General features: G+C 65.8%; 16 protein-coding genes. 11 read left to right on the top strand and 5 right to left on the bottom strand.

Going from position 1 to position 13647, the window contains the following annotated elements:
- The first annotated feature begins 101 nt into the window (after window positions 1-101).
- The gene (locus AC2FAN_RS02640; protein ID WP_485172608.1) at window positions 102-809 is read left to right on the top strand and encodes a glutathione S-transferase N-terminal domain-containing protein; all 708 of its coding nucleotides are present in this window, start codon (window positions 102-104) and stop codon (window positions 807-809) included.
- Window positions 810-920: 111 nt separating this feature from the next.
- Here the strand turns inward: AC2FAN_RS02640 and AC2FAN_RS02635 are convergent, their stop codons facing one another.
- On the bottom strand, window positions 921-1307 hold the full coding sequence (locus AC2FAN_RS02635; protein ID WP_485172607.1) for a DUF2147 domain-containing protein: 387 nt from the start codon (window positions 1305-1307) through the stop codon (window positions 921-923).
- A 350-nt stretch (window positions 1308-1657) separates the two neighbouring features.
- Between AC2FAN_RS02635 and AC2FAN_RS02630 the strand changes: the two genes are divergently transcribed.
- Window positions 1658-1927 (top strand): sel1 repeat family protein, encoded by a 270-nt coding sequence (locus tag AC2FAN_RS02630; protein WP_485172606.1) that lies wholly within the window; start codon window positions 1658-1660, stop codon window positions 1925-1927.
- 47 nt (window positions 1928-1974) lie between these two features.
- Here AC2FAN_RS02630 and AC2FAN_RS02625 read toward each other — a convergent pair whose 3' ends face one another.
- Window positions 1975-2109: a hypothetical protein gene (locus AC2FAN_RS02625; protein ID WP_485172605.1), complete on the bottom strand. Its 135-nt coding sequence runs from the start codon at window positions 2107-2109 to the stop codon at window positions 1975-1977.
- Window positions 2110-2267: 158 nt separating this feature from the next.
- Here AC2FAN_RS02625 and ndk point away from each other — a divergent pair, with 158 nt between their 5' ends.
- The gene (ndk, locus tag AC2FAN_RS02620; RefSeq protein WP_485172604.1) at window positions 2268-2690 is read left to right on the top strand and encodes a nucleoside-diphosphate kinase; all 423 of its coding nucleotides are present in this window, start codon (window positions 2268-2270) and stop codon (window positions 2688-2690) included.
- A gap of 110 nt (window positions 2691-2800) precedes the next feature.
- On the opposite strand, the gene AC2FAN_RS02615 is transcribed toward ndk, so the two are convergent.
- Complete coding sequence (locus tag AC2FAN_RS02615) at window positions 2801-3643, bottom strand: MipA/OmpV family protein (protein WP_265053012.1); 843 nt, start codon at window positions 3641-3643, stop codon at window positions 2801-2803.
- 284 nt (window positions 3644-3927) lie between these two features.
- On the opposite strand from AC2FAN_RS02615, the gene AC2FAN_RS02610 reads away from it, so the two are divergent.
- The 3 genes from AC2FAN_RS02610 (at window position 3928) to AC2FAN_RS02600 (ending at window position 5592) form a co-directional block, all read left to right on the top strand.
- Window positions 3928-4125, top strand: coding sequence for a hypothetical protein (locus AC2FAN_RS02610; protein WP_485172603.1), 198 nt, complete (start codon window positions 3928-3930; stop codon window positions 4123-4125).
- A 101-nt stretch (window positions 4126-4226) separates the two neighbouring features.
- Entirely contained in the window at window positions 4227-4574 is a 348-nt protein-coding gene (locus AC2FAN_RS02605; RefSeq protein ID WP_476805882.1) for a hypothetical protein, read from the top strand.
- 187 nt (window positions 4575-4761) lie between these two features.
- Window positions 4762-5592 carry a helix-turn-helix transcriptional regulator gene (locus AC2FAN_RS02600; protein WP_485172602.1) on the top strand — a complete coding sequence of 277 codons (831 nt, stop codon included), beginning with the start codon at window positions 4762-4764 and terminating at the stop codon, window positions 5590-5592.
- Here AC2FAN_RS02600 and purN read toward each other — a convergent pair.
- Complete coding sequence (purN, locus tag AC2FAN_RS02595) at window positions 5520-6143, bottom strand: phosphoribosylglycinamide formyltransferase (protein ID WP_265053015.1); 624 nt, start codon at window positions 6141-6143, stop codon at window positions 5520-5522. The two genes, AC2FAN_RS02600 and purN, sit on opposite strands and share 73 nt — an antisense overlap.
- On the bottom strand, window positions 6140-7213 hold the full coding sequence (purM, locus tag AC2FAN_RS02590) for a phosphoribosylformylglycinamidine cyclo-ligase (protein ID WP_476805885.1): 1074 nt from the start codon (window positions 7211-7213) through the stop codon (window positions 6140-6142). Before purM ends, purN begins: the two co-directional genes overlap by 4 nt.
- A 142-nt stretch (window positions 7214-7355) precedes the next feature.
- Here purM and AC2FAN_RS02585 point away from each other — a divergent pair, with 142 nt between their 5' ends.
- From AC2FAN_RS02585 to ppx, 5 genes are all read left to right on the top strand, one after another.
- Complete coding sequence (locus AC2FAN_RS02585) at window positions 7356-7886, top strand: CDP-alcohol phosphatidyltransferase family protein (protein ID WP_476805886.1); 531 nt, start codon at window positions 7356-7358, stop codon at window positions 7884-7886.
- Between the two features lie 92 nt (window positions 7887-7978).
- Window positions 7979-9088 (top strand): AI-2E family transporter, encoded by a 1110-nt coding sequence (locus tag AC2FAN_RS02580; protein ID WP_485172601.1) that lies wholly within the window; start codon window positions 7979-7981, stop codon window positions 9086-9088.
- Window positions 9089-9095: 7 nt separating this feature from the next.
- Entirely contained in the window at window positions 9096-9794 is a 699-nt protein-coding gene (locus AC2FAN_RS02575; protein WP_485172600.1) for a P-loop NTPase family protein, read from the top strand.
- 123 nt (window positions 9795-9917) lie between these two features.
- Window positions 9918-12113 carry an RNA degradosome polyphosphate kinase gene (locus tag AC2FAN_RS02570; protein WP_265053020.1) on the top strand — a complete coding sequence of 732 codons (2196 nt, stop codon included), beginning with the start codon at window positions 9918-9920 and terminating at the stop codon, window positions 12111-12113.
- Window positions 12049-13623: an exopolyphosphatase gene (gene ppx / locus AC2FAN_RS02565; RefSeq protein WP_485172599.1), complete on the top strand. Its 1575-nt coding sequence runs from the start codon at window positions 12049-12051 to the stop codon at window positions 13621-13623. Before AC2FAN_RS02570 ends, ppx begins: the two co-directional genes overlap by 65 nt.
- Window positions 13624-13647: the final 24 nt, after the last annotated feature.

Below are 13647 nucleotides of genomic sequence, written 5' to 3'. Positions count from 1 at the left end.
CATGGCGAGGTCGCGCTGAGGGCGGGCTCATGCCTCTTCCGGCGCTTCGGCGTGCTCCTTACGTTTCGCGCCGAGGCCTCACGCCAGGAAGGAAGAGACTGATGTCCGAAGCTGCCGCCAAGCCGATCGACCTCTATTACTGGCCAACACCGAACGGCTGGAAAATCTCCATTATGCTCGAGGAGTGCGGGCTGCCCTACACCATCGTGCCGGTGAACATCGGCAAGGGCGACCAGTTCAAGCCGGAATTCCTCGCGATATCCCCGAACAACCGCATGCCGGCGATCGTCGATCCCGAAGGGCCGGACGGCAAGCCGATTTCGGTCTTCGAATCCGGCGCCATCCTGCAGTATCTCGGCCGCAAGACGGGCAAGTTCTACCCGAAGGACGAGCGCGGGCGTGTCGCCGTCGACGAATGGCTGTTCTGGCAGATGGGCGGCTTCGGCCCGATGCTCGGCCAGACCCATCACTTCCGCATCTACGCGCCCGAGAAGGTCGCCTACGCCATCGACCGCTACACCAACGAGGCCAACCGCCTCTACGGCGTGCTGAACAAGCGCCTCGAAGGCCGCGATTATATCTGCGGCGAGTATTCCATCGCCGACATGGCCTGCATCGGCTGGGCACGCGGCTGGGAACGGCAGGGCCAGGACATCAGGCAGTTCCCCAATGTCGCGCGCTGGCTGGAGACGATGCAGGCGCGCCCGGCGGTCCAGCGCGGGCTGAAGGCTGCGGAGGAGTTGCGCAACCCCGCCGGCATCAGCACGCCCGAGGAAAAGGCGGTCCTCTTCGGCCAGAAGGCCCGATGAACGTAAATCGTCATGCCCGGGCTTGACCCGGGCTTCTCTGGAAAAGAGATCCTCGGGTCTGCGCTTCGCTTCGCCCGAGGATGACGTTTCCCCGCCTAGGACGTGAGAACGTCAGTTCGACCGCGTCCACTTGACCGAGCGGCAGATCAGCCCGCCCATCACGCAGCCGGCGGTGGTCAGCGTGCTGCCGGAGAGCTTCATCGTTCCCGAATAGGTCTTGCCGTCTTCCGGGTTGAAGGCGCTGCCGGCCCATTTGCCGTCGCCGTCGGGCTTCATGTCGTAGAAGATGCGCTGGCCGACCTTGGCCGGCCCGTTCTGCTCCTTGAGCCACGAGATCGTGCCGCAAAGCGCCTCGCCGCATTTGGTGAAGCGTACGCGTGAGGCGCCCGTGTCGCGCTCCCAGACGCCTGCCACTTCCTGCGCAGCCGCCGTTGCGGCGCTCGCCAGCATGCCGAGCGCCGCCAGCCCCGCGAGCCTCGATCCGGTCCCGTCCTTCATTCGATCCTCCCTTATCCGACCCGCTATGCCTGCATGGTTCAGATATGAACTATATCGGGGTTTAGGCGCAGCTCAAGCTGCCGCAAGGGAAGAGGTTGCGGCCCGTTCCGTTGCGCAAGGTGAATCCAATCTCAACGGCGCGCGCGAAGGTGCTTCGGCATCCGGTTGAAATCGCTTGTATTTTCGGAATTCTGAAGTGAATCCTTGGTTACTTTAACCGGACGATTACGCCTCGTTGAGACTCGATTCACCGCAAAATTTAGCGCGCATTTTAAAGGTCGAGCTCACTCTCGCATCCATCGACCGGGGCCTTGGACGGGTGGCCGGGACAACGAAAAGAGGGTGGTGTCATGGCACGTATGGAGATGAGCGCTGTTCCGGCTTCGCTGGTGATCCCGGCTGAGGTGTCGGCCGAGGCCTATTGCGAACTCGGGCTGATGCATGCTTCGGGGCGGGCAGGGGACGTCGACCTCGTCGCGGCGCAGAAATGGTTCAACGTCGCCTTTGCCCGCGGTTGCGCCCGGGCAGCGGCCCATCGTCAGGAGCTCGCGCTTGAGATGAGCCGGGACGAGATCGCCGAGGCGCTGCGCGAAGCACGCGCTTTCCTCACGCGGCACTGAGAGGGCCACGTTCTGCTATTCTGCCGCGCCGCGCTTGTATGCGCGGTTCAGAAGGCTCCGATACCGCCCGAGGGCGGGGGCATGTTGCTCCTGCGGTCCTTGGTGATGCCGTCGGCCGTCACCAGAAGCAATTCGCAGAGCGACGCCAGACAGGCCAGGAATACAATCGCGACGATACCCATGGATCGCCTCCCTTGTTCTCCAGGCGCGATCCTAGCACGAAAATGATCCTCGGGCTTGCGGATTGCGGACGAGCCGGACCGCCCCCCTGCCTTGTGAGGGACGAAAGCGGCGGCTATAAGCGCGCCGCAATTCCCTTTTCGTACCCTAGGATTTTTCGATGGCTGTTCAGCGTACCTTCTCCATTCTCAAGCCCGATGCGACGAAGCGCAATCTCACTGGCGCGGTCAACGCGGTCATCGAGAAGGCCGGCCTGCGCATCGTCGCTCAGAAGCGCATCCAGATGACCAAGGCTCAGGCCGAGACCTTCTATGCCGTCCACTCGGCGCGTCCCTTCTTCGGCGAGCTCGTCGACTTCATGACCTCCGGCCCCGTGGTCGTGCAGGTGCTGGAAGGCGAGAATGCGATCGCCGCCTATCGCGACGTGATGGGCGCCACCAACCCGGCCAACGCCGCCGAGGGCACCATCCGCAAGCTCTTCGCCGAGTCGGTCGGCGAGAACACCGTGCACGGTTCCGATGCGCCGGAGACCGCGGCCGTCGAGATCGCCCAGTTCTTCGCGGGCAACGAGATCGTCGGCTGATCGCAGCCGCCTCCTGAAAAGCAGAAAGGCGGACCGGTTTCCCGGTCCGCCTTTTTCTTTTCTGAGCCTCGGTACGCGGCCGGGCAAGCCCGGCCGCGATGCCGTTGTCCTCAGAGCCCTAGAGAATAGCTCGACCCGGTATCGAAGGAGTAGCTCGCCGAGAGGCCGATGGTGAGCGAGTCGCGCGAGCCGAACGGCCTGACGATGGCCGAGCGGGTCGCGTCGCCGACGAGGTGCTTGTACTCGACATAGGCCGTGGTCTTGAGCTGATCCGACCAGTGATAGGTGATCTGCGCCAGGGCGCCGACCGTATGGACGCCGGTGTTGAAGCGCTGCAGCAGGCCGCCGGTACCGGGCTGGGCTCCATAGGTTCCGAAATAGGTCCGGACATAGTCCGCCGAGGCGATCCGCATGCGCGGGCCGACACCGAGAGTCCACGGGCCCATATTGGTGAAGGCATCGAGCTTGAGGTCGGCGACGACGCCGTCATGCGCGACGATGCCGCGGCGCAGGTCGACCCGGCCTCGCAGCCAGGACGTCGGATAGAATTCGGCGAAGGCGCCGGCCTCGGCGCCGAACTTGGTCGCGGGCACGGCGACGAGCAACGGATTGACCTTGGCGCTGCGCTTCCAGAGCAGGTCGCCGGAGAAGCCGATGCGCCAGCCCTGGCCGGAGAAGACGCCGATGCTCAGCATCGCGTCGTCCTCGGCGCTCCACCATGTGCTCTTCAGGCCCTTGCCCAGCGAGATGATCGGGCGCGCGCGGAACACGTAATCGTCCGAGCCGGTGTAGTCGGGCTGATAGCGCACGCCTGCACCAAGCGTCACATACCAGTTCTGCGCCGATTGGGGCGAGGTCAGGGTGGAGTAGTCTTTCGACTGCGCCTGGGCTTGGCCAGGCAGCGAGAGGAAGAAGCAGGTCGCCAGACCCGCCAGATACGCAACGCAACGCATAGTCCAGAACTCCGACGCGGCAGCGCGCCCGGTGGATTTGAATGGGGGCAATCTGCGGGAAGGGGATTAATGCGCGGTTAAGGTGAGTTTTTCGTTATCTCAGGAATATCAATGTGTTGTGACGTCGGGGCTTTTTCTTGGCGTTAGCCGGGCTTGATCGCAGCCGCCGTGGCCGTGCCGGAGGCTGGCGCCGGCGGGCACCGGGAACCGCTCGTTAATCGATGGTGGCCAGAATGTGTCCCAGGGATCTGAAGGTCCGATCGACAGGGTCGCAGGAGGCGGCGATGATCATGGAAGTGGCGGTTGTCTGGCTGCTTTGCGCCGCCGTGTTTCTCGAGCTGGCGGACCGGGCTCCGGTGATCGACGAAGCGGGGCTCGGGATCGACTCTGGCGCCCGGCATATGGGCGGCGACGAGCCGGAGAGCGTCGCAGCGGAAGCACTGTCCCTGAAAACAGCGATGAGCGAACACGCATCCTCTTGACGTTGAGCTAGCTCTATGGCCATGCCGGGAAACGGGCGCAGCATGTGGTCTTCGATGTGCCCCATTCTCGAAGAGCAGGCGGAATCATGATGATGCGGCGGATGGGTGCGGTCTTGCTGGCCGGTGGACTATCGATCCTGGCGAGCGTTTCGGCCTACGCCGCGAGCAGCTCGACGACGCTGCCGGCTCCCGATCCGACGGCGAAGAACCTGACCCCCTACATGATCCAGCTGCGCGCCTTCGACGCCTGCCTGGTCACGCAGTCTCAGCTCCTCGGCACGACGCGCGAGGCCGTGCACACGCCCTGCAGCTGCTACGCCAAGGGCACTGTCAACGCCATGACCAAGGACGAGATCCAGGCGTTCCGTGACACCGGCTACTTCAACGATACGGCCCGCGAAAAGGGCCTGCGCTTCATCGACCAGTGCAAACTCAAGCGCCCGTTCTGAGCTGATCCACGCGCCGGGGCACTGGCGCGTTCGCATTCTTCCCACGCCGCCTTGCTGCTGACAGACTCCTGACAGAAGCTGTCAGCGCGGCTGAGCCATCTTGCCGCAGGTCAAAGCCGTCATCCGTTCGATCGCTCCGGTCGAACGGAACGGGCATTGGACCGGAGACGAGTGGGGAGACGACGCCGTGCAGCGCGCCGAACGATTGCTCGACATGATCCAGAGCCTGCGGCGACGCAGGCGCCCCGTTACCGCCGAGACGCTGGCCTCCGAGCTCGACGTCTCCGTGCGCACGGTCTACCGCGACATCGGCGCGCTCGTGCGCCAGGGCGTGCCTGTGCGCGGCGAGGCCGGCATCGGCTATGTGCTCGACGCCGGCTTTGACCTGCCGCCGCTGATGCTCTCGCCCGACGAGATCGAGGCGGTGCTGGTCGGCATGCGCTGGCTGAGCGAACGCGCCGACCCGGTTTTGGCGCGTGCGGCGGAGGATGTGGTCAGCAAGGTCGCGGCCGTGTTACCGCCGCATCTCCGGCCGATCCTGCTCGACGGCGCGCTGTTCGCCGCTTCTTATCCCGGCGATGTGCCGTCCGATCAGGTCGATGTCGCCGCCGTGCGCGCCGCCATCCGCAATGGCCGCAAGCTTTCGATCGAGTACAGCGACGAGAGCGGCCATGCGACTCAGCGCATGATCTGGCCGATCGGCATGACCTTCTACGAGCGCGTGCGCATCGTCATCGCCTGGTGCGAGCTCAGGCAGGCCTTCCGCCATTTCCGCACCGACCGCATGACCGGGCTCACCGCGCTGGAAGAGCGTTATCCCGCCCGCCGTGCCGATCTTTTCCGCCGCTGGCAGAAGGAAGAGGAGAAGACCCGCGAGGAATGGGAGCGCTGCAAGCGCGAGGGCGGCGGCGAGCTTCCGCCCGGTGCGAAGCGGCCTGAGGACGATCAGGCTCGGATGACGGCATCCCCCGCGAGCCTCGCCCGGCCGGAGGCGACCTCGGCCAGCGCCGCCGGATAGAGCTTGTGTTCCTCGACGAGGACGCGCTGTGCCAGCTTGTCTTCGTCGTCGCCAGGCAGAACCGGCACCTTCGCCTGTAGGATCACAGGCCCGGCATCGAGGTCGGGCACGACGAAATGCGCCGAACAGCCATGCTCGACGACGCCGGCTTCAAGCGCCTGCCGGTGGGTATGCGTGCCCTTGAACAGCGGCAGCAGGGAGGGGTGGATGTTGATCACCCGCCCTTCCCAGCGCTTCACGAACCAGGGGGTCAGGATGCGCATGAAACCGGCGAGCACGATGAGCTCGATCTGGTTGACGCGCAGCAGCTCGTCCATCGCGCGCTCGAACGCCTCGCGGTCTTTGCCGAACGTTTTGTGGTCGACCGTCGCAGTGGCGATGCCGAAGCCCCGCGCCCGTTCCAGCCCAAGGACATCCGGGATGTTGGAGATGACGAGCGCGATCTCGGCCGGATAGTCCGGCGACTGCGCCGCCTCCGCCAGCGAGACCATGTTGGAGCCGCGCCCGGAGATCAGCACTCCGACGCGCATGCGGGCAGGCTTTGGGCTCACAGCGAGAGCTTGCCGCGATAACTGACCTGCTCCTCGCCGCCCGAGACCGGGACGATCTCGCCGAGCTTGACCGGAGCTTCGCCGGCCGCCTTCAGCGCGGCGAAAACCTCGTCGGCCTTGGCCGCATCGGCTGCCACGATCATGCCGATGCCGCAGTTGAAGGTGCGCAGCATCTCGCGCTCGACGACGCCGCCGATCCGTGCGAGCCAGCCGAAGACGGGCGGTACGGGGATCGCGGGCAGGTCGAGCGCGACGCCGAGCCCCTCGGGCAGCACGCGCGGGATGTTATCAGGGAAGCCGCCGCCGGTGATATGCGCCAGCGCCTTGATGCCCTCGGTTGCCTTCAGCGCCTGAAGCAAGGGCTTCACATAAATGCGGGTCGGCTCCAGCAGGGCTTCGGCCAGGGTCTTTTCCGGCGCGAAGGGGGCGGGCGCCTCCCAGGCGAGGCCGCTGAGCTGGACGATGCGGCGCACCAGCGAATAGCCGTTGGAGTGCACGCCGGAGGAGGGCAGGCCGAACACCACATCGCCGGGCTTCAGGTCCTCGCGCGGCAGCAAGGTGCCGCGCTCGGCGGCGCCGACCGCGAAGCCGGCAAGGTCATAGTCCTGCTCGGCGTACATGCCGGGCATCTCGGCGGTCTCGCCGCCGATCAGCGCGCAGCCGGCTTGGCGGCAGCCATCGGCGATGCCGCGCACGATCTCGACGCCGACCTTGGGGTCGAGCTTGCCGGTGGCGTAATAGTCGAGGAAGAGCAGAGGCTCGGCACCCTGCACGATCAGGTCGTTGACGCACATCGCGACGAGGTCGATGCCGATCGTCGAATGCAGCCCGCTTTCGATCGCGATCTTCACCTTGGTGCCGACGCCGTCATTGGCGGCGACGAGGATCGGATCGCTGAAGCCGGCGGCCTTGAGGTCGAACAGCCCGCCGAAGCCGCCGATCTCGGCGTCCGCGCCCGGCCGGCGCGTGGCGCGCACCAGCGGCTTGATCTCGTCGACCATGGCATTGCCGGCGTCGATATCGACACCCGCCTGCGCATAGGTCAGTCCGTTCGCACCGGGCTTGCTCATTGAATTCCGCCTTCCTTGTGGTCGCGCGAGCGATAGGCAAGCACGCCGCGCCTTGCAAGGCGTATCGGCGTTTTCGCTCTTGCCGATCCACTGCCGGCGCCCTTAGCGTCGTTCTCTGTCGAGTTTCGCTCGGGCGTTGTGAATGACGATCCCCAACCTGATCACGGTCGGCCGCCTCTTCCTGGTGCCGCTGGTGATCGTCATGATCGTCAATGCGCGCTGGCAGGCCGCCTTCATCATCTTCGTGGTGGCCGGCATATCCGATGCCGTCGACGGCTTCCTCGCGAAGCGTTGCGGCATGGCGAGCGAGCTTGGCGCCTATCTCGACCCGATCGCCGACAAGGCGCTGATCGTCTCGATCTACATCACCCTGGCCATGGTCGGCGCCATTCCGACCTGGCTGGTCATCTTCGTCGTGGCGCGCGACCTGATGATCGTGGCGGCGGTGATCCTGTCCTGGCTGATGGACCGGCCGGTGACGATCGCCCCCTTGCTCGTCAGCAAGCTCAACACGGCCGCGCAGATCGCCTTCGCGGCGTTGGCGCTCGGCTCGCGCGCCTTCGGGGTCGATCCCGGCCACGTCTCCACAATTGGCGAGATTCTCGTCGCTCTGTTGACGCTCGCCTCGATGACGGCCTATCTCGCCTTCTGGCTGCGCCATATGGCGGGCTGACCGGTCTTCACCCGCCGCCGCGGCTTGGAACCATGGGCTTCCATGCACATCTATCCCCTTCCGCCGGCCGGAGACGCGAAAGAGGCTGATCGATGACGTTGCAACGCCAGATCGGCTTTTGGCTCGGGTCCCTCCTGGTTTTCATCCTCCTGCTGGTGGTGCTGCGGGATATTCTGCTGCCCTTCATCGCCGCATTGGCGCTCGCCTATCTGCTCGATCCGCTGGCCGACAGGCTGGAGCGGATGGGCATGAACCGGCTTACGGCGACCATCGTCATCCTGGTCGTCTTTCTGATCATCTTCGTACTGGCGCTCGTGCTGCTGGCGCCGCTGCTGGGACGGCAGCTGGCCGGGCTCGTCGAGAGATTGCCCGCCGATGCCGCCAAGCTCCAGGCGCTCGCGATGGAGAAGGGCGCCCCCTGGCTCGAGCGTTTCGGTGGCGGAAACCTGCAGCAGGAAGCGCAGAACTCGCTTGGCAACCTCGTCGGCGAGGCGACGAAATGGGTCGGCGGCCTGCTTCAGTCGCTCTGGAGCGGCGGCACCGCCATCGTCGGCGTGTTCTCGCTCCTGGTGCTGACGCCGGTCATCGCCTTCTATCTGCTGGTCGACTGGGACCGGATGGTCGCGACCGTCGACAGCTGGCTGCCGCGCGACCACCGCGACACCATTCGCGGGCTATTGCACGAGATGGATCTGGCCATCGCCGGCTTCCTGCGCGGCCAGGCCCTGGTCTGCGTGCTGCTCGGCAGCTTCTATGCGATCGGACTCAGCGTGATCGGCGTCAATTTCGGCGCCCTGATCGGCATCATCTCGGGCTTCCTCTCCTTCATTCCCTATGTCGGCTCGCTCACGGGCCTCGTGCTGTCGGTCGGCGTCGCCATCGTGCAGTTCTGGCCGGACTGGACCTGGCCGCTGGTGACGCTCGGCGTCTTCTTTGCCGGGCAGTTCCTCGAAGGAAACATCTTCCAGCCGAAATTCGTCGGCGATTCGATCGGTGTGCATCCGGTCTGGCTGATGTTCGCGCTGCTTGCCTTCGGCTCCCTGTTCGGCTTCGTCGGGTTGCTGCTCGCGGTGCCGCTTGCGGCGGTCACCGGCGTGCTCTGCCGCTTCGCGCTCAGGGAATATCTGGCCAGCAAGCTCTACCATGGCAGCGAAACGACGCGCACGGCCCGGACGAGGGCGCGCGCCGACGCCGATCTCTGATCCGATCATGTCCGACATACCGCCGCGCCCGCGCCAGCTCGCCTTCGACCTGCCCGTCGACAGCCGCCATGGCGTCGAGGATTTTCTGGTCGGCCCGTCGAATGAGGCGGCCTACGGGCTCGTCGAAAGCTGGCCGCAATGGCCGGATGCCTGGCTGCGCCTGACCGGGCCCGAGGGCGCCGGCAAGACCCATCTCGCCGCCATCTGGGCCCGCGCCGCCCATGCCTGGACGCTTTCCGCCGTCGAATTGAGCGAGGCCAAGGTGCCGCATCTGGTCTCGGGCGGTGCTCTGGTGATCGAGGATTGCGATGCCGGCCCGATTGACGAGGCCGCGCTGTTCCATCTGATGAACGCGGTCAAGGCGCGCGGCGGCTCGCTGCTCCTGACGGCGCGTCGCCAGCCCGATCTTTGGGGCCTGCGCGTGCCGGACCTGCTGTCACGGCTGCGGCTGGCGCCGAGCGCCACCATCGAGCCGCCCGATGACGGGCTTCTGCGAGCCGTCCTGGTCAAGCTCTTCATCGACCGGCAGCTCGTCGTCGACACCGCCGTGATTGAAGCCCTCGCCTTGAGGATGGAGCGCTCCTTCGCCGCCGCCCGGCAGGTCGTCGACCGTCTCGATCGCGTGGCGCTGGAGCGCGGCCGGCGGGTGACGCGCCTGCTGGTGCAGGAGGTGCTGGCGGAACTCTTCCCGGAAGAGCTGGGTTGAGCGATCGCGGGCAAGACCGACATGTCTCGGCGTGAAATCATGTCGCCTGTCATCGAACCGTCACGCTAGGATGGCTTCAACGGCGCCATGAGCGAAAAAGCGACCAGGACGCGGGTGAAGCGCATGAATCTCGATACCGTGACCGACGAGCCGGAGCGGCTCACCGGCGAGACCGACTCGCTGGCGCTGCGTCAGCAGCCCGGGCGCTTCATGAATCGCGAGCTCAGCTGGCTGCAGTTCAATCGCCGCGTCATGGAAGAGGCCTCGAACCGCAGCCATCCATTGCTGGAGCAGCTGCGCTTCCTCTCGATCTCGGCGAACAATCTCGACGAGTTCTTCATGGTCCGCGTCTCCGGCCTGCGCGAGCAGCTCAAAGCCGGCGTCGTCACCCGCAGCCAGGATGGGCTGACCCCGGCCGAGCAGCTCGTTGCGATCGGCGAGGCCGTCCACGCACTGACCGGTGACCAGCAGGCCCGCTGGGCCGAGCTGCGGCACGATCTGCATGAGAACCGCATCCACCTGCTGCAGCCCGCCGATATCGGCTCGCAGGATCGGATCTGGCTCGAGGACTATTTCCTCAACTACGTCTTCCCGGTGCTGACGCCGCTGGCGATCGACCCGGCGCACCCGTTCCCCTTCATCCCCAACCTCGGCTTCACCATCGCGCTGGCGCTGGAGCGCAAGAACGACGGGCGCCAGCTCGACGCGCTGATCCGCGTGCCGATCAAGATCGATCGCTTCATCGAGTTGCCCGATCTTGCCCGCGAAGGCCTGCATCGCTTCATCACGCTCGAGGATGCGATCTCGCTCTTCATCGGCAAGCTCTTTCCGGGCTACGAGGTCAAGGGAACCGGCTCCTTCCGCGTCATCCGCGACTCCGATCTTGATATCGAGGAGGAGGCGGAGGACCTCGTCCGCGTCTTCGAGACGATGCTGAAGCAGCGCCGACTCGGCGTCGTCATCCGGCTCGAGCTTTCGCTCGGCATGCCCGACCATCTGCGCCGGCTGATCGTGCGCGAACTCAAGGTCGATGCCGACGAGATCGTCGAGGTCGACGGCATGATCGGACTGAACGAGCTTTCCCAGCTCGTCGGCGTCGACCGGTCGGACCTGAAGTTCAAGCCTTACAACGCCCGCTTCCCGGAGCGCATCCGCGAGCATGGCGGCGATTGCTTCGCCGCGATCCGCCAGAAGGACCTGCTCGTCCACCATCCGTATGAGAGCTTCGACGTCGTCGTGCAGTTCCTGCAGCAGGCGGCGCGCGATCCCAACGTCGTCGCGATCAAGCAGACGCTCTACCGCACCTCCGCGAACTCGCCGATCGTCAAGGCGCTGACGGAGGCCGCGGAGGCCGGCAAGTCCGTCACCGCGCTGGTCGAGCTCAAGGCCCGCTTCGACGAAGAGGCGAACATCCGATGGGCCAAGGAGATGGAGCGCGCCGGCGTCCAGGTCGTCTACGGCTTCATCGAGCTCAAGACCCACGCCAAGCTCTCGCTGGTCGTGCGCCGCGAGGCGGGCCAGCTCGTCAGCTACTGCCATATCGCGACCGGCAACTATCACCCGATCACGGCGCGCATCTATACCGACGTCTCTTTCTTCACCGCCGACCCGGTGATCGCGCAGGATGTCGCGCGCGTCTTCAACTTCATCACCGGCTATGCCGAGCCCGACGGGCTGGAGCGCATGGCCATCTCGCCGACCGGCCTGAAGCAGCGGCTGCTCGCCGACATCGCCGAGGAGGTCGCGCATGTGAAGGCCGGCCGCAAGGGCGCGATCTGGGGCAAGTGCAACTCGCTGGTCGATCCCGAGATCATCGACGCGCTCTATGATGCCAGCCAGGCCGGCGTCGAGATCGACTTCGTCGTGCGCGGCATCTGCTGCCTGCGGCCGGGTGTGCCCGGCCTGTCGGACAACATCCGCGTCAAGTCGATCATCGGCCGCTTCCTCGAGCACACCCGCATCTACGCCTTCGGCGCCGGCCACGGCCTGCCCTCGGCCAAGGCCAAGGTCTCGATCTCATCGGCGGACCTGATGCCGCGCAACCTCGATCGCCGGGTCGAGGCGCTGACGCCGATTCTGAACCCGACGGTGCATCAGCAGTTGCTCGATCAGATTATGTTGGCCAACCTGCTCGACAACGAGCAGAGCTGGACGATATTGGCCGATGGCGGCTCGCGCCGCATTGTCCCGGCGGCGAACGAAGAGCCGTTCAACGCGCATAAGTACTTCATGACAAACCCGAGTCTGTCTGGACGTGGAAAATCGCTCTCCAATTCAAGTCCCCGTTCCCTCACGCGCCGGGGAGGCCGTAAAGCCTGAGCTCAGGCACGCGCCGGGGCGGCTTGCGCTCTCCGACACCATTGCCATCGTCGATATCGGCTCGAACTCGGTCCGCCTCGTCGTCTACGAGATGCTGGCGCGGGCGCCTTCGCAGGTCTTCAACGAGAAGGAGATGGCGGGGCTTGGCCGGCAGGTCGCCTCGACCGGCCGGCTCGCCGAGGATGCGATCGATAAGGCGATCCACGCGCTCGTGCGCTTTCGCATCCTCTGCGAGGCGATGCATGTCGGCGAGATTCGCGTCATCGCCACCGCCGCGGCGCGCTATGCCGAGAACGGGCCGGACTTCATCGCCCGCGCCGAGAAGGCGGTCGGCCAGCCGATCGAGCTGATCTCCGGCGGCCGCGAGGCGATTCTCTCGGGCCTCGGCGTGATCTCCGGTTTCGATGCCCCCGACGGGGTCGTCGGCGATCTCGGCGGCGGCAGCCTTGAGCTGATTTCCGTCAAGAACGGCGCAGTGGGGAAGGGCGCCAGCGTGCCGCTTGGCGGCCTCGCGCTGCTCGATCGCTCGAAGGGCTCGATCCGGGCGGCCGAGAAGATCGTCCGGGACGAACTCGACAAGCTGCCGCAGCTCGCTGCGATGAAGGGCCGCGACTTCTATGCCGTCGGCGGGACCTGGCGCGCGCTGGCGACCCTGCACCAGCGACGCGCGAATTACCCCCTCAACGTCATGCATGGCTATGCGATTCCGCCGAAGGATGCGGCCGATTTCGCCAAGCTGGTCGAGCGGGCCGATGCGTCCGTTCTCGACGCGATCGATTCGGTGTCCTCGGCGCGGCGTCCGTTGCTCGCCTATGGCGCGCTCGTGCTCGACGAACTGATCAAGCGCGGTAAGCCGCGCAACATCGTCATCTCAGCTCAGGGCGTGCGCGAGGGCCTCCTGCACGAGCAGCTTTCGCCGGCGGAACAGGTGGCCGATCCGCTGCTGCAGGCCGCGCGCGACTACAATCTCCTGCGGGCTCGCGATCCGCGCCATGCTGCCGACCTGATCGCCTGGGCGAGCGGCATCCTCGAAACCGCGGGCCTACCGCAGGACGAGCCGTCGGGACGGCTGATCGAGACCGTCTGTCTGTTGTCCGATATCGGCTGGCGCGCCCATCCCGACTATCGCGGCGAGCAGAGCATGAACGTGATCGCGCATGCCTATTTCACGGGCATCGACCATGTCGGGCGGGCGTTCCTGGCACTGACGATCTTCCATCGTTACGCCGGCCTCAAGGCAAGCTCTCCGGCTGCCGATGGCCTGAAGACATTGCTGCAGCCGACCCTGCTCGCCCGTGCGACGCTGATCGCGGCGATCTTCCGTGTCGCCTATCTCTTGTCCGCCGGCATGGCCGGCATCCTGCCGCGTATCCCGGCAGCCTGTGTCGACAACCGCCTGGTGCTGCGCTTTCCGGACGATCTCGCCGCTCTGGCCAGCGACCGTGTCGAAGGCCGCCTCAAGCAGCTCGCCAAGCTGCTCGGGCGTGATGTCGAGATCGGCCGACTCTGAACGAGCCGGCCGGAGACCGAGAGA

This window comes from Allobosea sp. RIT-PG3_2 (assembly GCF_057321085.1).
This window is presented reverse-complemented; position numbering and strand designations above follow the sequence as displayed.